At 72.3% G+C, this 19,646-nt stretch carries 16 protein-coding genes; 5 read left to right on the top strand and 11 right to left on the bottom strand.

All coding sequences use genetic code 11. The annotated features are described in order from the left end of the window. Nucleotides 1-584 precede the first annotated feature (584 nt). The gene (locus ACFYXM_RS16255; RefSeq protein ID WP_389289819.1) at nt 585-938 is read right to left on the bottom strand and encodes a hypothetical protein; all 354 of its coding nucleotides are present in this window, start codon (nt 936-938) and stop codon (nt 585-587) included. A gap of 357 nt (nt 939-1,295) precedes the next feature. Between ACFYXM_RS16255 and ACFYXM_RS16260 the strand changes: the two genes are divergently transcribed. Together ACFYXM_RS16260 and ACFYXM_RS16265 are read left to right on the top strand one after the other, a co-directional pair. Then, nucleotides 1,296-2,336, top strand: coding sequence for an NlpC/P60 family protein (locus ACFYXM_RS16260; RefSeq protein ID WP_389289821.1), 1,041 nt, complete (start codon nt 1,296-1,298; stop codon nt 2,334-2,336). A gap of 90 nt (nt 2,337-2,426) precedes the next feature. Next, entirely contained in the window at nt 2,427-3,242 is an 816-nt protein-coding gene (locus ACFYXM_RS16265) for a GNAT family N-acetyltransferase (protein ID WP_389289823.1), read from the top strand. Nucleotides 3,243-3,428: 186 nt separating this feature from the next. Here ACFYXM_RS16265 and ACFYXM_RS16270 read toward each other — a convergent pair whose 3' ends face one another. Next, nucleotides 3,429-4,130, bottom strand: coding sequence for a LuxR C-terminal-related transcriptional regulator (locus ACFYXM_RS16270; protein ID WP_389289824.1), 702 nt, complete (start codon nt 4,128-4,130; stop codon nt 3,429-3,431). After that, nucleotides 4,114-5,412: a PspC domain-containing protein gene (locus tag ACFYXM_RS16275; RefSeq protein ID WP_389289826.1), complete on the bottom strand. Its 1,299-nt coding sequence runs from the start codon at nt 5,410-5,412 to the stop codon at nt 4,114-4,116. The genes ACFYXM_RS16270 and ACFYXM_RS16275 overlap by 17 nt, the downstream gene beginning before the upstream one ends. Nucleotides 5,413-5,605: 193 nt before the next feature. Between ACFYXM_RS16275 and ACFYXM_RS16280 the strand changes: the two genes are divergently transcribed. Continuing rightward, nucleotides 5,606-6,943 carry a PspC domain-containing protein gene (locus ACFYXM_RS16280; protein WP_389289828.1) on the top strand — a complete coding sequence of 446 codons (1,338 nt, stop codon included), beginning with the start codon at nt 5,606-5,608 and terminating at the stop codon, nt 6,941-6,943. After that, nucleotides 6,930-7,193: a hypothetical protein gene (locus ACFYXM_RS16285; RefSeq protein ID WP_389289830.1), complete on the top strand. Its 264-nt coding sequence runs from the start codon at nt 6,930-6,932 to the stop codon at nt 7,191-7,193. Before ACFYXM_RS16280 ends, ACFYXM_RS16285 begins: the two co-directional genes overlap by 14 nt. On the opposite strand, the gene ACFYXM_RS16290 is transcribed toward ACFYXM_RS16285, so the two are convergent. The 5 genes from ACFYXM_RS16290 to guaA all read right to left on the bottom strand — a co-directional run bounded on the left by ACFYXM_RS16290 (nt 7,100) and on the right by guaA (nt 12,516). Beyond that, nucleotides 7,100-7,636, bottom strand: a complete 537-nt coding sequence (locus ACFYXM_RS16290; protein WP_389289832.1) for a DoxX family protein — start codon at nt 7,634-7,636, stop codon at nt 7,100-7,102. The two genes, ACFYXM_RS16285 and ACFYXM_RS16290, sit on opposite strands and share 94 nt — an antisense overlap. A gap of 176 nt (nt 7,637-7,812) precedes the next feature. Next, complete coding sequence (locus tag ACFYXM_RS16295; protein WP_389290017.1) at nt 7,813-9,081, bottom strand: hypothetical protein; 1,269 nt, start codon at nt 9,079-9,081, stop codon at nt 7,813-7,815. 194 nt (nt 9,082-9,275) lie between these two features. Then, complete coding sequence (locus ACFYXM_RS16300) at nt 9,276-10,070, bottom strand: class II aldolase/adducin family protein (protein WP_389289834.1); 795 nt, start codon at nt 10,068-10,070, stop codon at nt 9,276-9,278. A gap of 100 nt (nt 10,071-10,170) precedes the next feature. Beyond that, entirely contained in the window at nt 10,171-10,779 is a 609-nt protein-coding gene (locus ACFYXM_RS16305; protein ID WP_389289836.1) for a Uma2 family endonuclease, read from the bottom strand. 141 nt (nt 10,780-10,920) lie between these two features. Beyond that, complete coding sequence (gene guaA / locus ACFYXM_RS16310) at nt 10,921-12,516, bottom strand: glutamine-hydrolyzing GMP synthase (protein WP_389289838.1); 1,596 nt, start codon at nt 12,514-12,516, stop codon at nt 10,921-10,923. A gap of 472 nt (nt 12,517-12,988) precedes the next feature. Between guaA and ACFYXM_RS16315 the strand changes: the two genes are divergently transcribed. Beyond that, complete coding sequence (locus tag ACFYXM_RS16315) at nt 12,989-13,339, top strand: chorismate mutase (protein WP_389289840.1); 351 nt, start codon at nt 12,989-12,991, stop codon at nt 13,337-13,339. Between the two features lie 768 nt (nt 13,340-14,107). On the opposite strand, the gene ACFYXM_RS16320 is transcribed toward ACFYXM_RS16315, so the two are convergent. The 3 genes from ACFYXM_RS16320 to ACFYXM_RS16330 all read right to left on the bottom strand — a co-directional run bounded on the left by ACFYXM_RS16320 (nt 14,108) and on the right by ACFYXM_RS16330 (nt 19,592). Continuing rightward, nucleotides 14,108-15,955, bottom strand: a complete 1,848-nt coding sequence (locus ACFYXM_RS16320) for a GMC family oxidoreductase N-terminal domain-containing protein (protein WP_389289842.1) — start codon at nt 15,953-15,955, stop codon at nt 14,108-14,110. 64 nt (nt 15,956-16,019) lie between these two features. Continuing rightward, the gene (locus ACFYXM_RS16325) at nt 16,020-17,672 is read right to left on the bottom strand and encodes a succinic semialdehyde dehydrogenase (protein ID WP_389289844.1); all 1,653 of its coding nucleotides are present in this window, start codon (nt 17,670-17,672) and stop codon (nt 16,020-16,022) included. 201 nt (nt 17,673-17,873) lie between these two features. Beyond that, entirely contained in the window at nt 17,874-19,592 is a 1,719-nt protein-coding gene (locus ACFYXM_RS16330; RefSeq protein WP_389289846.1) for a protein kinase, read from the bottom strand. Nucleotides 19,593-19,646 lie beyond the last annotated feature (54 nt).

The raw sequence follows: 19,646 nt of genomic DNA on the forward strand, positions 1-19,646 counted from the left end.
GGCGGGCGCGCGACGACAGCTGCGGCACCTCGCCGCGTTGTCGGAACGTCCGCATACATCCAGTATGCGGACGCCTCTCCGCCTTGCGATGCACCACATCCGACGCCGCGCGCCGGTCCGCCACGGATTACGGGACAGCCCTCAGGCCGTTTCGTCGAAGTGCCGTCGTTCGGCCGGGGGCCGGACCGTCCGGCGTCCGGCGCTTCCCCGGGTTCTCGGCTCCGCTCGAACAGGGGAGACCCCATTGAACAGGGGAGACCCCATTGATCGGGGGAGACTCCATTGATCGCGAGGCGGAGGATCGTCCTCGCACCGGACGTACGAGGACGACTCCGACAACGCCGCGAACGTGCGTGGCAGACGTCGCACGGCAGGCGGCAGTGTGCCGACCCGGCCTGGCCGCCGCGCCGGCACGCGACGGCCGCATGCCCAGCCGCACACTGACTCGTACGCCCGGCCCGCGCGTACGGCCCCGGAACGGCGGCGAGCCCCTGCGGGACGACTCGCAGGGGCTCGCACGGCAGGGACAGCCAAGGGGCTCGCGCGACGGAGCGGCCAGGGGGCTCGCGCGACGGGGCCGGGGCTCAGACCCAGAGCGTGGCTATGAAGATGTTGGCGAGCGTCAGCCCGCCCACCGCCGCGAAGGCGCCCTTGTCGACCTTCTCCTCGTCGCGCTTGATGTAGACGAGCGCGAGTATGACGACCAGGATCAGCAGCTTCACACCGATCTTGATGTTGTTCACCTCGTGCCCCTGGGCCTGGTGGAGGCCGACCAGCGCGACGCCGGTGACCAGCATCGTGAGCGCGCCGTGCAGCATCGCCGGAACGAACCGGGCCGTGCCCGCGCCCATGGCCTTCATCTGGGTCAGGAAACCGCCCAGCAGCGAGGCGATCCCGATGATGTGCAGGGCGACCAAGACATGAATGAGTACGTCCATGAGGCGCAGCCTAACCCTGCCCATATCACCACTCGACAGGCAGGTGCACGTTCCTGAAGCCACACTCGTGTCTGCACCAATTGCCCGACTCTGATGCGCTTCCCCTGATCAATTGGCGACAGCGGCACGCCAAATTCGGACAATAAGCGTCATTACGACTCTTTCCCGTGCCCTCGGATTAGCGTCCCTGACCAGGTGACCGGCCACACCCCGCTCCGCATCCGGACAAAGCGCCGGTCACCCCGCCGCGAGTGCTCCGGCGGCGGACCGCTCCCGTACCGGTGCCCCGCCGCCGGGCCTCGGGCGGGCCCGCCGGTAGTCCCCGACGGGCAGTCGCCAGGAAGGACGCACGCCCCCGTGGCAGCGCATCGGAAACCCAAGCAGCGCCCGTACACCGGCACTGCCGCCCGCACCGCGGCCGCCCTCGCCTTCGCCGGGGCCGCGACCGCTGCCGCTCTGCCGGGCACGGCGCACGCCGACCCCCGGCGGACCCCCGCCCCGGTCGAGGCCGAGGTGGACCGGCTCTACCGCGACGCGGAGGTCGCCACCGAGAAGTACAACGGCGCGAAGGAACGGACGAGGGCCGCCGCCGAGGACGTCGAAGCCCTGCGCGACGAGGCCGCCCGCCGCACCGACCGGCTCAACACCGCGCGCAACGCCCTGGGCTCGCTCGCCACCGCGCAGTACCGCGGCGGGGTGCTGAACCCGTCCGTGCAGCTGGCCCTCTCGTCCGACCCCGACCAGTACCTGGAACGCGCCTCGTACATGGACCGGATCGCCGATCGCCGGGCCGTCGAGGTCGACGCGGTGGAGCGGCAGGTCGCCCGGATCGTCCAGCTGCGCTCGGAGGCCGGGAAGAAGCTGGCGGACCTGGAGGCGCGCCGGGCCGAGCTGAGGAAGCACCGGGCGACGATCCGGAGCAAACTGGCCGAGGCGCGGCGGCTCCTGGCCACCCTGTCCCCGGCCGACCGCGATGCGTACGCGGACGGTACGCGGTCCGGGGCCCACGCCGACCGCGACCTGACGCGCGGCCCGGTCCTGGCACCGAACGCCCGCGCCGCCGAGGCCGTGGCGTTCGCCTACGGGGCTCTCGGCAAGCCGTACGTCTGGGGCGCGGCCGGCCCGTCCTCGTTCGACTGCTCCGGGCTCACCCAGGCCGCCTGGCGCGCCGCCGGTGTCTCACTGCCCCGCACCACGTACACCCAGATCAACGCGGGGCAACGGGTGTCGCGCTCCGAACTGGCCCCGGGCGACCTGGTGTTCTTCTACCCGGGCGTCAGCCACGTCGGGCTGTACATCGGCAACGGCCGCATGATCCACGCCCCGCGCCCGGGAGCCCCGGTCCGGATCGCCCCCGTCGACCAGATGCCCTTCGCCGGGGCGACCCGGGTGGCGTAGGCTCCCTGATCCGTTCACGCTCCCCCGGCCCGCCACCGGGCCGTACGCACCGGGACGTCACCGGATCAACTGGCTGAAGGACACCCGCACATGACCATGGACGTCGACGTCCAGACCCATGCCCGTACGCTCGCGCTGCGCTCTCCCGACCATCTGCGGGTCGGGCCCTTCACCGTGCGGTACAACCCGGACTGGTCGCTCAAGTACGCCAATTACGCAATTCCCGACCGGGACGCCGAGCCGACGGCGGCGGAGGTCGACGCCCTGGTCACGGCGTTCCGCGAGCGCGGGCGGCTGCCCCGGCTGGAGTTCCTGCCCGGCTGGGCCCCGGCGGTCGAACCGGCCCTGCTCGCCGCCGGTTTCACCGTCGAGAACCGCGCCCCGGTCCTCGCCTGCGCACCGGACGGGCTGCTGCCGGCGAAACCGGTGGACGCCCTCGTGATCGCGGAGCCGGTCACCGACGCGGAGTTCGACGCCGCCGCCCTGGTCCAGCACCACGGCTACGGCGGGACCGGGGAGCCCGAGGGCGGCGAGGCGGCGTGGCTGCGCACGGCGGCCGAGGGTGGCGGGGCCGCCGCGCTCGCCGTGCTCGACGGGGTGCCGGTGGGTGCGGGCGGCTGCTCGGTCCCGGTCGACGGCCTCAGCGAACTGGCCGGGGTCGCGGTCGCCGCCCCGCTGCGCCGCCGCGGCATCGGCGCCGCGCTCTGTGCGCACCTGACGGCGACGGCCTTCGAGCGCGGCTGCCGGGTGGTGTGGCTGGAGCCCGCAGACGCGGACGTGGAACGGATCTACGCGGGCATCGGCTACCGCAGGGTCGGCGAGAAGCTGAACATCTCGCTCGCCGGACCGGACGCCGTACCCGACGAACCCGATGTCCCGCTCGCCCACGACAGGACGGACGGCTGAGCCGCCGCGGCACGGGGGGACGGAACGGTCCGGGCCACGGATGCGATGTGCCCCGGCCGGGCGCCCCGGGACACACCGCACCGGCCGGGCGTCGGGCGGCCGGTTCCGGGCGCCCCGGAGCCGACGTTCCGCAGTCGGCGTTCCGGAGCGGTCGGCCGGGTGTTCCGGTCGCCCGGGGCTGTCGGTTCAGACCAGCCGTCGGGCCGTCGCCCAGCGGGTCAGTTCGTGACGGTTCGACAACTGGAGCTTGCGCAGCACCGCCGAGACGTGCGACTCGACCGTCTTCACCGAGATGAACAGCTGCTTGGCGATCTCCTTGTACGCGTAGCCGCGGGCGATCAGCCGCAGCACCTCGCGCTCGCGCTGCGTCAGCCGGTCGAGGTCCTCGTCGACCGGCGGCGCGTCCGTGGAGGCGAACGCGTCGAGGACGAACCCTGCCAGCCGGGGCGAGAACACCGCGTCGCCCTCCTGGACCCGGAAGACCGAGTCGATCAGGTCGGTGCCGGTGATCGTCTTGGTGACGTAGCCGCGGGCGCCGCCGCGGATGACGCCGATGACGTCCTCGGCGGCGTCCGAGACGGACAGCGCCAGGAACCGCACCGGGTTCTCGACGGCCCCCATCAGCGGGGCGCAGCGGCGCAGCACCTCGACACCGCCGCCGCCCGGCAGGTGCACGTCGAGGAGGACGACCTCGGGGCGGGTCGCCGTGATGACCGTGACCGCCTGGTCGACGTCGGCGGCCTCGCCGACCACCTCGACGCCCGTCTCCTCGGTGCGGCCGATCTCGGCCTGGACGCCGGTGCGGAACATCCGGTGGTCGTCGACGAGCACGACCCGTACCCGGCGGGCCGGCCCCTGGCTCCCGGCCGTCTCAGTGGTCTCCGTCATCGCTCGCCCTCTCCATCTCCAGCTCGACCTCCGTGCCCCCGCCGGGCACCGGACGCAGTCGCGCCGTGCCACCGTTGCGCTGCATCCGGCCGATGATCGACTCTCGTACGCCCATTCTGTCCCCCGGTACGGAGTCCAGGTCGAATCCCGGCCCCCGGTCGCGCACCGACACGAAGACCGTACGGCCCTCGACCTCCGCGTAGACCTGCACGGCACCGCCCTCGCCACCGTACTTGGCGGCGTTGACCATGGCTTCGCGCGCGGCTTGCATCTGCGCCCCCAGCCTCTCGTCCAGCGGGCAGTCCCCGACGACCACGACCTCCAGCGGGACGCCGTGCTTGTCCTCGACCTCGGCGGCGGCGCGCTTGACCGCCTCGGCGAGGGTCTCGGGTTCGTCGTCCTCGTCCTTGCCGGTGCCCTCGGGGTTGTAGAGCCAGTTGCGCAGTTCGCGTTCCTGGGCGCGGGCCAGCCGGCGGACCTCGCCCGCGTCCTCGGCGTTGCGCTGGATCAGGGTGAGGGTGTGCAGCACCGAGTCGTGGACGTGTGCGGCGACCTCGGCGCGTTCCTGGGCCCTGATGCGCATGGTGCGCTCCTCGGAGAGGTCCTGGGTCATGCGCACGAGGTACGGGCCGGCCAGCAGCGCTATGCCGGTGAGGACGGCGATCGCGGCGGTCAGGACGTTGCCGAGCTGGGCGGCGGAGCCGCGTACCACCATGAAGACGGCCAGGCCCAGGCCGACCAGGGCGACCCCGGCGAGCCCCCGGGCCAGGTGCAGGACCCGGCGGCGGTTGCCGGTCTCCATCCAGCGGGCGCGGCGGGCGTTGTCGGCCTGCCGCCACACCAGCACGGAACCGGCACCGATCAGCAGGGCGGGCCAGATGTAGCGGTCGGCCCCGCCGCCCATGTCGACGTTGCCGACGAAGATCATCGCGCCGATGAGCAGCGCGATGAGGGCGAAGACCTGCCCCCTGTCGGGTTTGCGGAGCCTGCGTCTGCCGTCCGGTCCGGTCTCGAAGAGGGGGCGCGGGGCCTCGACTCCGCCGACACCGAGCGGGACGACGATCCAGAACACGGCGTAGAGCAACGCGCCGAGTCCCTCGGCGAAGAACAGGCCGACGAAGACGAAGCGCACCCAGGCGACGGGCAGCCCGAGGTGTCCGGCGAGACCGCGTGCGACGCCGCCGAGCAGCCGCCCGTCGGCGCTGCGGTACAGCTTGCGTGTCGGCGGCTCCTCCGGCTCGGTCCTGACGGAGCTCATGGCCCGGGGCGTGGCGGCTTGCATGACCCGATGGTCACATGCACGGAAGGGACGCGGCATCAGGGTCAGTCCCGGACTCCACCCTGAGAGCCTGCCCGGCCTTGCGCCCCGGGCCGTCGGCGGCGGGCCTCCCCCAGGGGTTCCGTCGGCGAATATCAGGGATCGGCCAGGGTGCGGGCCGGTCCCGGACGCGCGCCCGGCCCGTCACCATGGAGCCATGACCGTTCCCCAGGGCACCTCCCCCGGTGTCGCGCCGCCCCCCGAACCGCGACCGCAACTGCGGCGCAGCCCGCGCCAGAAAGTCGTGGCCGGGGTCTGCGGCGGGCTCGGCCGGTACTGCGACGTCGATCCGGTGATCTTCCGGATCGTGCTCGGGGTGCTGTCCGTCACGGGGGGCATCGGGCTGATCTTCTACGGCTTCGCCTGGCTGCTGATCCCGCTGGACGGCGAGGAGGAGAACGAGGCGCGCAGGCTGCTGTCCGGCCGTGTCGAGGGCGCGTCGCTGATCGCGGTGCTGCTCGCGCTGATCGGGTGCGGGCTGTTCCTCTCCATGCTGGGCAACGGCGGCACGCTGGCGTTCTCCGCGATGCTGTCGCTGGCGGTCGTCGGCTTCGCCGTCTGGACGCAGAACCGCAAGGCGGTGGCGCCCCGGGATCCGTCGCACCCGGCGACCGCGCAGGCGGCGGCGGACGCGCCGCCCGAGGTGAAGGCGCCGCCGTCGCCGGGCAGTCCGTCGTGGTGGCGGGACCCGATCGTCAAGGACGGTACGACGGGGCCGGTGGCGCACGGGTATCTGTGGGGTCCGGCCGACGCGTCGCCCGGCGGGCAAGCCCCGCGCGCCCCGGGGGCGGCGCCGCGGAATGCGTGCCGTGCGCCCCGGCGGGAGCCCGGCACCATGGGCCCGGTCTCCATCGGTGGTCTCGTCTTCCTGCTGGCGCTGATCGCGGGCGGGCTCGGCACGGGACTGACCTGGGAGTCTCAGCCGCTCGGCACGAGCCTGCAGTTCGGTCTGGCCGGGGCGCTCGGGGTGTTCGGGCTCGGGATGCTGGTCAGCTCGTTCCTCGGCCGGACCGGGTTCGGCACGGTCATGCTGGCGATGATGACGGCGGTGCTGCTGGCGGGTGCGTCCGCGCTGCCGAAGGACATCACCACGCAATGGATGCGTGAGGGCTGGCGGCCCGCCACGGTGGCGGCGGTCCGGTCGGAGTACGCGCTGGGCACCGGCGAGGCGCGGCTGGACCTCACCGGGATCAGCGTTCCCGAGGGCGACACCGTCGCGACGGCGGCGAGGGTCGGGGCGGGCCGTCTGGTCGTCGTCGTGCCGAAGGCGGTGACGGTGAGGCTGAACGCCCGGGCGGGCTTCGGCGACATCACGCTGCCGGTCGACCGGACGGGGCAGGTGCCGTCCGAGCGCCCGGGCGACGTGGACGTCCGGCCGTCGCGCAGCGAGCACCGGACGCTGCCGCCGGCCCCGGGGAGCAGGCCCGCGGGTACGGTCGAGCTCACTCTGGAGATCGGTGTCGGACAGGTGGAGGTAACCCGTGCTGCTTCATGAGATCCGTCCGGGCCGGGCGGTGGCGGGCCTGGTGATGCTCGCCCTGGCGGCGGGCTACGCGGCGGACGCGGCGGGTGCCTGGGACGCCCCGTGGGTCTTCTTCTTCCCGCTGTTCTTCGGCGGCCTCTGGCTGGCCACCACCGTGACCTGGGTGAACTATGTGATCCGTCGCCGTCGTGACGCGCGCAGGGCGTCCACGGAGAAGGCCGCTGCCCCGGCGAGCAGCAGCGGCAGCCAGGCCATGAGATAGGCCAGGTCGTTGCCGAAGTAGTAGGGCTCGACCTGCCAGCTGACGGTCAGCCACAGGCTCAGCGAGATCAGTGCCCCGCCGAGCGCGGCGAGCCGTGCCCACAGTCCGATGAGGGTGCCGATCCCGACGGCGATCTCGCCGAAGGCGATGGCGTATCCGAAGGCACCGGGGTTCTTCAGCGCGAGGTCGACGAGGGCCGGGATCGCGGACGAGTCACGTACTCCGCGCATCATCTCGCCGATGGAGTCCGGGCCGCTCGCGCGGAAGAAACCATCGGTCATCAGCTTGTCGATCCCGGCGTAGACGAAGGTGACGCCGAGGAAGATCCGCAGCGGCAGCAAGGCGTGCTCCCGCGCGATTTCCTTGAGCCCTCGCGCCGCGCCCGGACTGCCCACAGTCACTCCATAACTGCGCAAACCTGACACATCCTGCAAATCCTGCATGTTACTTCCCATCCTTCCGTAATCCCGTCATCAGACGATACGTAGAAGGGGCAACGCAGCGCTCTCCCCGATGGGCCGTCTGGCCGGAAGATCCGTCGACGGGACGTCCATCGGGATGAAGACCCGTCAGCGGGAGGCGCCGGCCGTGCGGGGCCCGCCGACCGGGCGGCCGGCGGTCAGTCCGTCACCTCGATCTCCACCGGGTTCGTCTCCACCCCGGCGGCGGTCACGACCTGCACCTCCACCCGGCCCGGCTCCACGTCCACCGGTACCGGAACGGTGAGCACGCCGTCCGTCGGGTTGGCGAAGCCGCCGGTGACCGGGACGAGCGGTACGTGCACATGGACCCGGCCGATCCGCACGACCATGCCCGCCAGCCGGTCCGGGGTCCCGGCGCCGGGCGGCACGAATCCGGCGCCCCGGATCTCGATGTCGTCACCGGTACGGATCGGTGCGTCCAGGTCCCCGGCCTCCCGGGACCGGACCACCGAGAGAACCACCGGGCGCCCGCCCTCCGTGTACTTCCCGGCGAAGTACGCGACCGCCGAGACGGCGACCAGCAACGCGAGCCCCCAGGGCAAGTCGGGCAGCTGCTCGGGCCTGCGGGCCAGCCGGATCGCGGCGAACAGCACCGCGACGGTGCTCACCAGCACGTACTGCACGTCCGTGAAGCTGCCCCGCCCCGAGTCGTCGGTGAGCAGATCGGCGGCGCGCGGCCGCTCGGCCCGCAGCTTCTGAAGCCGCCCGGAGAGGGCCCGTACGCCCACCACCCGGCGCACGACCACGGCTACGGCGCACACCAGCGCCAGCACGGTCACCACCCCGGCGCCCCTGGCCAGGTCCAGTCCTTCGATCAGCGCGTCGCGCTCGGCGTGGTCGGAGGCGCCGGCCAGCTGGAGCGCCAGCACGAGCACGGAGAACACGGCGAGCAGCACCCAGGACGCCGCGACCGCCCGGGAGGTGGAGAGCCGGTTGTCCTCCCCGATCACCGGGGCGAGCAGACCACCGCGGGCCCGGTGGACGTGGGCGGCGGCGGTCAGCAGGGCCGCGGTGACCAGTCCGGCGATCAGACCGGCCGTACGGGCGTTGCTCCAGCCCGCGCCGATGGCGGTGGCGGTCTCTGCGACGACCAGCACGGCCACGCCTCCCCACACCGCGATCAGGGTGCGCCGCCATACCCGGTACAGCCAGGCGTCCCCCGCCTCCCGGCCCCGTTCGGCGACGGTCCTGGCCGACTGGGTCAGCTCGTCCGACACCCACTGCCGGGTCGCGGAGACGGACTGTGCGACCCCTGGCGGCACCCCCTGCCCCGCGGCGAATTCGTCCCGTTTGGCCAGGAAGGCCGCCACCGCGCGCCGATGGCCCTCGCGTGCCCCGTGCGGGCAGCCGCCGCACGTACAGCCGCCGCCGTGCGTGCCGCTCGCCCTCACCTCGTCCAACGCCACGGAGAACGCCGCCCTTTCCAGCCCCGATCCAGCCACGGTCCAGTCAACTCGACTGTGATTGCTGCGAATTGTGCCGTACGGAAGGACCTCGGGCCGCATCGGGGAGACGCACCGGTACGCATCGCAAGAATGTGCGAGCGATCCGGCCGTCAGAAGTCGCCCGATATCACTGGAAGCTGCGACTCGTCGACGCGTCAGAAAGCACGGCTGATCCGGCGCCAGAGCGGCTGATAGTTGGTCCAGGCCACCAGGTCGCCGCCCAGATGCTCCCGCGTGGCGACGGCGTCCCGATGGCCGATCGGCACCGGCTTCCCGGCGGCGCGCGCGGCCAACTGCACCTGGCAGCAGCGCTCCAGGGAGATGAACCACCACGCGGCGGCGTCCACCGTGCCGCCGACGGTCAGCAGCCCGTGGTTGCGCAGCACGATCGCCTTGCGCCCGCCGAGCGCCGCCGCGATCCGGCGCCCCTCCTCCGCGTCGACGACGACCCCGGTGTACGCGTCGTAGAGAGCATGGTCCTCGTAGAAGGCGCAGGCCTCCTGGGTGATCGGTTCGACGAGCTCACCGAGCGCGGACAGGGCCCGCCCGTGCACGGAGTGGGTGTGCGCGACGGCGACGACGTCGGGGCGGGCCCGGTGCACCTGCGCGTGGACGGCGAACGCGGCCTGGTTGACGTGGTGTTGTCCCTCGACGACCTGACCGTCCCCGTTCACCAGGATCAGTTCGTCCGCGGTGATCCCGTCGAACGGAGCCCCGAAGGGATTGACCCAGAAGCAGTCGGCGAACTCCGGGTCGCGCGCGGTGAGATGACCCGAGACACCGTCCTCGTATCCGTACTCACCGAACAGCCGGAGCGCCCCGGCCAGCCGCTCCTTGCGATGGGCGCGCTCCTCCCGCGCCGACGCGTGGACGGGCGGCATCGCGAAGTGGAGCCGGTCCACGGGTACGGGCGTGGGCTCCGGCATGTGCTCGGGCGTGGGCTCGGGCATGACGCCTCCTCGGCTCCCAGGACGTAGGGAGGCGGAAGCTACCGCTGGTCGCGACAAGTGGCCAGGGGTGCCGGGGAGCCGACCGTGTTCGGAGCGGCATTCACCGGCCGCGGTGGTAGATCCGGGTGAGGTCCGCCTCGATCAGGTACGGAACGTCCAGCTTCAGCTCGTTGTGGTAGATGCCCGTCGGGGTGTACGCCTGCCGAGCCGGGTCGAGTTCGTAGACGTACACGATCGGCAGGCCGTCGGCATCCGCCTCCACCCGCCAGAAATGAGCGATCCCGGCCGCGGCGTACTTGCGCGGCTTGACATCGCGGTCACGGTCCTGCGAGTCGGGCGACACCACTTCGACGGCCAGGACGACGTCCTCGGGCGCGTACCAGATCTGGTCCGCGCCGGTGTCCGCCTCCGCCCTGTAGACCAGCATGTCGGGCTCCGGACGGTTTCTCTCGTCGATTCGGATGGTCATCTCGCGGTCGACGTCCAGGTCGCTCGGCAGATGCGCGAGCAGAGCCTGCTCCAGCAGCCACATCGTGCGGGTGTGGAACTTACGCTGCGGACTCGTGAAGACGAGACTCCCGTCGATCAGCTCGGTGTGAGGCGGCAGGTCCGGAAGCCGGTCGAGGTCGTCCGCCGTCCACCCGCCCTCGGGCGGAACGGGCCACCGGTACCGCTGCTTCTCAAGCCTGGGGTCGGGTGCGGCGCTCATGATTGCTCCCATGGGGCAGAGTCTCGTCTCCTCAGCCAGCGTACCCAGCACGAACGGCGATGCCGCCGCCCAAACGAATGAGCGACGGCATCGGCGTCGACCCTGGTGAGGGGGTGCTCCCGGGCGCTGGGCGCGCGGGGATCACTCCCACTCGATGGTGCCCGGCGGCTTGCTCGTCACGTCGAGCACGACCCGGTTGACATCGGCCACCTCGTTGGTGATACGGGTCGAGATCCTGGCGAGGGTCTCGTACGGGAGGCGCGACCAGTCGGCGGTCATGGCGTCCTCGGAGGAGACCGGGCGCAGCACGATCGGGTGGCCGTAGGTGCGGCCGTCGCCCTGGACGCCGACGGAGCGGACGTCGGCGAGCAGGACCACCGGGCACTGCCAGATCTCGCGGTCCAGACCGGCCTCCGTCAGCTCCTCGCGGGCGATGGCGTCGGCCTCGCGGAGCAGGTCGAGCCGCTCCTTGGTGACCTCGCCGACGATCCGGATGCCGAGCCCCGGGCCGGGGAACGGCTGGCGCTGGACGATCTCCTCGGGCAGGCCGAGCTCCTGTCCGACCATCCGGACCTCGTCCTTGAACAGCTGGCGCAGCGGCTCGACGAGCTGGAACTCGATGTCCTCGGGGAGGCCGCCCACGTTGTGGTGGGACTTGATGTTGGCGGTGCCGGTGCCGCCGCCGGACTCGACGACGTCCGGGTAGAGGGTGCCCTGGACGAGGAAGGCGACATCCTCGCCGTCGGCGGCGCCCTCGGCGACGATCTCGGCCTGCGCCTGCTCGAAGACGCGGATGAACTCGCGGCCGATGATCTTCCGCTTCTGCTCGGGGTCGGAGACCCCGGCCAGCGCGTTCAGGAAGCGCTCCTCGGCGTCGACGACCTTCAGCTGGACGCCGGTGGCGGCGACGAAGTCCTTCTCGACCTGCTCGGTCTCGCCCTTGCGCATCAGACCGTGGTCGACGTACACGCAGGTCAGCTGGGAGCCGATGGCCTTCTGCACGAGGGCCGCGGCGACCGCGGAGTCCACCCCGCCGGACAGGCCGCAGATGGCGCGCTTGGTGCCGACCTGCTCGCGGATCAGCGCGATCTGCTCCTCGACCACATTGGTCGTGGTCCAGGTCGGCTCGATGCCGGCGCCCCGGTAGAGGAAGTGCTCCAGGACCTGCTGGCCGTGCGTGGAGTGCAGGACCTCGGGGTGGTACTGGACGCCGTAGAGCTTCTTCTCGTCGTTCTCGAAGGCGGCGACCGGCACGACGTCCGTGGACGCGGTGACGGTGAAGCCCTCGGGGGCGGCGGAGCAGGCGTCGCCGTGCGACATCCAGACCGACTGCTCGGCGGGCGTGCCCTCGAACAGCGTGGAGCCGCTCTTGGTGACGGTGAGCGGGGTGCGGCCGTACTCGCGGGCGCCGTTGTCGTCGACGGTGCCGCCGAGCGTGGTCGCCATCAGCTGGAAGCCGTAGCACATGCCGAAGACCGGCACCCCGGCCTCGAACAGCGAACGGTCGAGCGTGGGCGCGCCTTCCGCGTACACCGACGAGGGGCCGCCGGACAGGATGATCGCCCGCGGGTTCCTGGCCAGCATCTCGGCCACCGGCATCGTGGACGGGACGATTTCGCTGTAGACCCGGGCCTCGCGGACGCGACGGGCGATGAGCTGGGCGTACTGGGCGCCGAAGTCGACAACGAGAACCACGTCGGTCGCGCTGTCGGGAGCGGCGGGGGGTGCTGCTGGCACGGGGGCGGCCTTCCGGCGGTGAGCGGTGAAAAGGGGTTCGGTGCTGTCGATTCTACCGGGGGTGCGGAGTCGGCCGTCGTCCCCGTGGGGCGAGCCCGCCGCCCCCACGGGGCGGGGCCGCCCTCCCGTTACGGGCGGAGGGGGCGGGCGCCGTGCCGTTCCCCCACGTACGGGACCGGGAGTCGCGTACGTACGGGAGGACCGGTCACGCGGGGCGGGGCCGAACGGGCGGGTCTCAGCATCCGGTCGCGCTTGGACAGACCGCGGGGGCGGTCCATACTGGGGCTATGCGTCAGCACACGACCTTCGTCTTTACCTATGGCATCCGGCCCGCCGGCTGCCATGGTCGTGCTGCTTGATCCACTGACAAGCAACGTTCCAGGCGCCCCGGGCCGAAAGGCCCGGGGCGCCTGGCGTTTCCGGACCGGTCGGCTCCGGGGACCGCACCCGCACCCCACGAGGAGTCCCCGCCATGACCAGCACCGCCCCCGCCGCCGCTCCCGCCCCGGCCGACACGGACGCGAGGAGCGTCAGGGACACGCAGAGCCGCGAGGAGAAGACCGGCGCGCGCACCCGGGAGGCCGCCGCGCTGATCGCCGAGGCACGGTCCCGGATCGACACCCTCGACGACCGGATCATCGGTCTCGTCCAGGAACGGATGGCCGTCTCGGCCGTCATCCAGGAGGCGCGGATCACATCCGGCGGCCGTCGCGTCAACCTCTCCCGCGAGATGGAGATCCTCGGCCAGTACCGGGACGCGCTCGGCAAGCCCGGCACCTCCCTCGCCATGACCCTGCTGGAGCTGTGCCGCGGCCGGGTCTGACGGCCCTGCCGCCCGGGGTGTGCGGGCGCATCCCAGTTCGGTCCCGCTCTCACCCGTACGGCGCGTGACCGGGTCCGTGACGGCCTCGTTGGTCCCGGTGTCCGTGCCAGCCAGGGGCGGCTTCGGAAGGAACCACGCGTGGCTCCGCCGGGACGTGAGGCGTACTGCAGGTACGCCGTGGGACCACGGCCCGGCGTGCGTGACCGGTCGGCAGGGGACAGCAGTCCGGTCACCCACGCGGTCGGCTCCGGGGACGCCCGGAGCCGACCGCGTCCGGTCGGAACGGTGCGTACCGCAAGAGTCCGTACGGCCCCCCGGCCCCGGCTCCCGGGCACCGACCCGGTATCGATGCGCGAAGGGCCCCGTCGGCCGGTGTCCGGCACGGCGGGGCCCTCGCTCATGCCCTCTCCACACCGATGCGACGGGCCGGGCCGACGTGAGTGGCGTCACATACGGGATTTGTGAGTCTCCGGACAACCATTGCGGCGAACCGCAAGTCAACCATGCGCACGACCGGTCACCCCCAGTGAGGGCGCGAGGCGTGTGGAAGGGCTGCACTCGGAGGGGGGTGCAGCCCTTTCGACCCCTTCTGCCGCTTCCGCCCCAGTGGTCACATGCGTCACAGCAGTCGCTGCTTGCTTGCTACACACCGTGTTCATCGCGACGTACTCGTCACGCTCACCGCACTCGCAACGCTCACCGCACTCACAGCACGCATGGTGGTCACAACGCGCACGACGCATGCAGCGCTCACGGCACGCACGGCGCTCATGGCTTCTTCCTCGGCGGGACCGTCGGCATGCCGAGGAAGGGCAGCCTGAGCGCGCCGAAGGCGTCCTTCGGCACGGCGGGCGACCGGGGTTCGACCGGGGCCAGCCGTTCGTACGCCTCGCCCTGCGCCGGGCGCGGGTCCTCCTCGCCCTTGTTGGGCCAGAACGACATCGCGCGTTCCGCCTGTGCCGTGATGGTGAGCGACGGGTTGACCCCCAGGTTCGCGGAGACCGCGGCACCGTCGACCACCGATATGCCGGGGTGCCCGTAGAGGCGGTGGTACGGGTCGATGACCCCGTCCTCGGCGCTCGCGCCGATCGGACAACCGCCGAGGAAGTGCGCGGTGAGCGGCATGCCCATCAGCTCGCCGACGTTCGAGCCGGCGAAGCCGTCGATCTCCTCGGCGAGCAGCGTGGCGCCGCGCGTGGCCTCCTCGATCTGTGTCGGGTTGGGGGCGCCGTGCCCCTGCCGCGCGGTGAGCAGTCCCTTGCCGATGCCTCCCGGCTTGCGGTACGTCGTCAGGGAGTTGTCCAGCGACTGCATGACGAGCCCGATGATGGTCCGCTCCGACCAGCGGCGGTTGGACAGCGAGCGGACGGCGAGGGCGGGGTGCCTGGCGACGTTGGCGAGCCAGCCCACCACCCGGCGGCCGCCGTGCGGCGCCTGGCCGCCGTAGGGCACCTGGAGGATGGACAGCGCGCCCATCGCGTTGGATCCCTTGCCGTAGCGGACCGGCTCGATGTGGGTGTTCTCGTCGGGGTGGATCGACGAGGTGATCGCGACGCCGCGGGTGAAGTCGGCGCGCGCGGCACCGTGCTTCCTGCGGTAGCGCCGGTCGGTGGTCTGCGAGCCGACGATCGCCTCGGAGTTGGTACGGGTCAGCTCGCCGAGCCGGTCCGGGATCCGGGGCAGCAGCCCCCGGTCCTTCATGGTGTGCAGCAGGGTCTGGGTCCCGTACGTGCCGGCCGCCACGACCACCTGGCGGGCGCGCAGCCGGGTGGGCTTCGCCTTGCGGCGGCGGCCGGTGGGGACGGTGAGGACGCGGTGGCCGCCCTCCGGATGGCCGGTGATCGCGACGACGGTGGTCATCGGGTGGATGACGGCCCCGGCCTTCTCGGCGAGGTGGAGGTAGTTCTCTTCGAGGGTGTTCTTCGCGCCGTGGCGGCAGCCCGTCATGCACTCGCCGCACTCGGTGCAGGCCCGGCGGGCGGGGCCCGCGCCGCCGAAGTACGGGTCGGCGACCGTGCCGCCGGGCTCCGCCCGCGCCGTGCCGTCGGCGTCCTCGCCGTCGCCGAAGAACACGCCGACCGGAGCGGGGTGGAAGGTGTCGCCGACGCCCATGGCCTGCGCCGCCGCCTTCAGATGGACGTCGGAGGGGGTCGTCGTCGGGTTGAGCCGGACCCCGAGCATCCGCCTGGCCTGGTCGTAGTACGGCTTCAGCTCGTCCTGCCAGTCGGTGATGGACGCCCACTGCCGGTCCTCGAAGAACGCCGCCGGGGGCACGTACAGGGTGTTGGCGTAGTTGAGCGAACCGCCGCCGACACCCGCGCCGGCCAGCACCATCACGTTGCCGAGGAGGTGCACGCGCTGGATTCCGTAGAGACCGAGGGCCGGGGCCCACAGGTAGTTCTTGAGGTCCCAGGAGTTCTTGGGGAGGGTGCCCCGGGTGAAGCGGCGGCCCGCCTCCAGGACCCCGACGCGATACCCCTTCTCCGTCAGCCGGAGGGCCGACACCGCCCCGCCGAAGCCCGAACCGACGACGAGCACGTCGTAGTCGTACGCGGCGTCGTCGTCGGCCCCTTTCGGGGAAGCGGTCCGGTTCCGGGCAGGGCTGTCCTGGGGCATGGCTCTCCTCGGCACGAAAAGGCCTGGTACGAAAAGGGCGGGAGGTGATGCGGCACGACAGCCGTCAGCGCAGGCGGAACGCCTTCATCGCCTTCAGGCTGCGCGTCATGAACGCCGCGTACCCCGCGTCGTCCATGCCGAACGAGGGCGCGAGCGGGATCAGCCGCTGCTGGGCGACGGTCTGTGCCTCGGTGTACTTGAGGATGCCCTCGGAGCCGTGCCGCCGGCCGAGACCGGAGTCCTTCATGCCGCCCATCGGCGACTGCACGCTGCCGTACGCGGGGGCGTACCCCTCGTTGATGTTGACCGTGCCGGTCCGCAGCCGGGCGGCGACCCGGTGGCCGCGCGCGGAGTTCCTGGTCCAGACGCTGGAGTTCAGGCCGTACGGCGTGGCATTGGCGAGGGCCACGGCCTCGTCCTCGTCACGGAAGCGGTAGAGGGACACCACCGGTCCGAAGGTCTCCTCGGAGCAGACCGCCATCGGCGCCTCGACGCCGTCGAGGATGGTCGGCTCGTGGAACAGCGGGCCGATGTCGGGGCGGGCGACGCCGCCCGCGACGACCGTGGCCCCCTTCTCGACGGCCTCGGCGACGTGCCTGGTGACGGTCTCCAGCTGACGTTCGCTCACCAGTGAGCCCATGTCGGCACCGTAGGCGAGGGCGCTGCCGAGCCGCATCGCCTTCGTGCGGGCGGCGAAACGGGCCACGAAGTCGTCGGCGACCGACTCGTGGACGTACAGCCGCTCGATGGAGATGCAGAGCTGACCCGCCGAGGAGAAGCAGGCACGGACGGCGCCCGCGGCGGCCTTCTCCACGTCGGCGTCCTCCAGCACCAGCATCGCGTTCTTCCCGCCGAGCTCCAACGAGACCCCGACCAGCCGGGCCGCCGCACCCTGCGCGACCTCGCGGCCGGTGCGGGTGGAACCGGTGAACGAGACGTAGTCGGCGTGCTTGACGACCTCGGGGCCGACGACCGGTCCCTCACCGAGGACGACCTGGAAGACCTCGGCGGGCAGCCCGGCCTCGATCAGCAGGTCCCGGGCCCACAGGGCGGTGAGCGCGGTCTCCGTGTCGGGCTTCATCACGACGGCGTTGCCGGAGACGAACGCGGGCAGGGCGTCCCCGACGGACAGTTCGAGCGGGTAGTTCCACGGCGCGATCTGGCCGACGACACCGCGCGGCTGGCGCAGTTCGGTCACCTTCGTGAGGGTCGGCACCACCCCGGTGTGCCGCTTCGGCCGCAGGTACGCGCCGGCCCGCCGCCCGTAGTGCCGGGCCGCGACGGCGACGGCCTGCACCTCCTCGTGGGCGTGCAGCCTGGCCTTGCCGGTCTCCAGCTGGATGAGGTCGAGGACCTCGGCCTGGCGGCTGAGGACGAGGTCGTGGAAGCGGAGCAGGACGGCGGCACGGGCGCGGACGGGGGTCGCGGCCCAGGCGGGCTGGGCGGCACGGGCCCGTTCGAAGGCGCCCGCCACGTCCTCGGGCGTGGACTCGGGCAGATCGGCCAGCTTCTCCCCGGTGAAGGGGGTGTGGTTGGCGGTGCGGCCGGAGCCGGCCACATCACGGGTCAGCCGGGCGACCAGGTCGGGCGTCACCACGTCGGCGGCGGTGCGCACGCCCGCCGGGGCCGCGGCCACGGGGTTGGTGCCGGCCGGGGTCGCGGAAGTGCCGTCGGCCGGGGCCGCGGGGGTGGGCTGGGGGGCCTGCGAGTCCGTCATGAGGCCGAGATTACGTCCACCCGACCACTTTGGGTACCCGTGGGTAACAGGTTTTCACGCACCCCACAAAGGTGCCAGTGATCACTGGCAACAAAGCCCCTGATCAGGCCCCCTTCACCACCAGGAGACCCAGCCGGGAGCCCAGTCCGAAGCCCGGTCCGGAGCCGTCCGACCATCCGGCAGTCGGTCACCCGGCAGCCGTCAGTCGGACTCGTCGGGCGCGCGCCAGCCGCGCAGGATCGTGTCGAACTGCGCCCGGGTCGTGTCCCAGTCCTCCGCCGGTCCCGTCATGTACAGCGCGTACTCGGGGCCGCCCGTCTCCCCGAAGTACATCTGGTCGATCGCGTGGCGCGGCCCCGGATGGTTCTTCGTCTCCGTCCAGGTGAACTCCCAGAGCGAGCCGGGCCGGTCCCGGTAGGTGTTGGAGTGCAGGGTCACGCGCTCGTACCCGGGGAGCCGTTCGGAGAGCTGCTTCTCCAGGTTCAGCATGTGCATGTACGAGTTCTCGTAGTCGGGCGCCGGGTCGACGCTGATCCGGATGTAGTGCAGGCCGTTGTCCGGGGTGTAGTCGATCTGGTTGCCGTCCGCCCGGCGCTCCCAGCCGTCCGGCACGGTCAGGCTGAAACCCTCGGGGTCGTCCACCCGGTGCCAGCCGTCGGGTATCTCCTTGGTCTCCGCCCGCTCGCGCGCGGGATCAGGCTTCTTCGAGGGGGTGTTCGCCGGTTCGCCGGGGGTGCCGGGCGCGTGCGTGCCCGTACCGCCCCGCCGGGCGGTGGTGTCGTCGCCACGGTCCGCGTACCTCATCGCGACGAATGCCGCGCCGCCGCCGATCAGCGCGGCGGCGACGAGGACCAGCACCGCCGTACGCCACCGGCCCCGGCTGCGCCGGGTCACCGGGGCCGACGACGGGCCGTTCACCGGGCCCGCGGCGGACTCACCGGGAGGGTGCGGCAGTCGGGCCGTGCCGGGCGCCCCCGTCTCGCCGGGCGGGGCGCCCGGGCCGGCGGCGGTGGCCTGGCCGAGCGTGCCCAGTACCTCGTCGGGAACGCGCTGCGTCGGCACGTACGCCTGCGCCGCCCGGGGCTCGCGGCCCTCCATGGCGTCGAGCAGCATCCGTTCCGTCTCCGCCGCCGACGGCCGGTCCTCGGGCTCCTTGCGGAGCAGCGCGGTGATCACGGGGCCGAGCGGGCCCGCGCGCCCGGGCGGCGGCGGTTCCTCGGTGACCACGGCCTGCATGGTGGAGATCGGGGACGTGCGCCGGAACGGCGAGCGGCCCTCGACCGCGGTGTAGAGCGTGGCGCCGAGCGACCACAGGTCGGAGGCCGGGCCCGGATCGCCGCCCCGTACCCGCTCCGGCGCCAGGTAGTCGATGGAACCGACGAGTTCACCGGTCCTGGTGATGGTCGAGTCGCCCTCGATGGCCGCGATCCCGAAGTCGGTGAGCAGCACCCGGCCGTCGGCGGCGAGGAGTACGTTGCCGGGCTTCACGTCCCGGTGCAGGACCCCCGCGGCGTGTGCCGCGCGCAGGGCGCCCAGCACGTGCAGGCCGATCCGGGCGGCCTCGCGCGGCTCGATCTCGCCGGTCTTCTTGGCCGCGTCGGCGAGCGAAGGCCCGTCGACGTACTGCATGACGATCCACGGCCGGTTGTCGTACTCGATCACGTCATGGACGGTGACCACGCCCGGATGGGTGATCCGGGCGGCGGCGCGGGCCTCCTTCTGCGTGCGCGCGTGCAGGACGATCCGGTCCGCCTCGGCGACGTACTGTCCGGCCGTCAGTTCCTTGACCGCGACCGTGCGGTGCAGCACCTCGTCGTGGGCGCGCCAGACCTTGCCCATGCCGCCGCGCCCGAGGACCTCGCCCAGCCGGTATCTTCCGGCCAGCACCAGTCCCGCGTCCGTACCCTGTGCTCGTTCCACGTAATCCCCGCCCCGTTCCTTCGGAGGCCAGATTACGGAGGGGCTCTCGGCCGC

Source organism: Streptomyces sp. NPDC002476, assembly GCF_042889785.1.
In the GTDB taxonomy this organism is placed as follows: Bacteria; Actinomycetota; Actinomycetes; order Streptomycetales; family Streptomycetaceae; genus Streptomyces.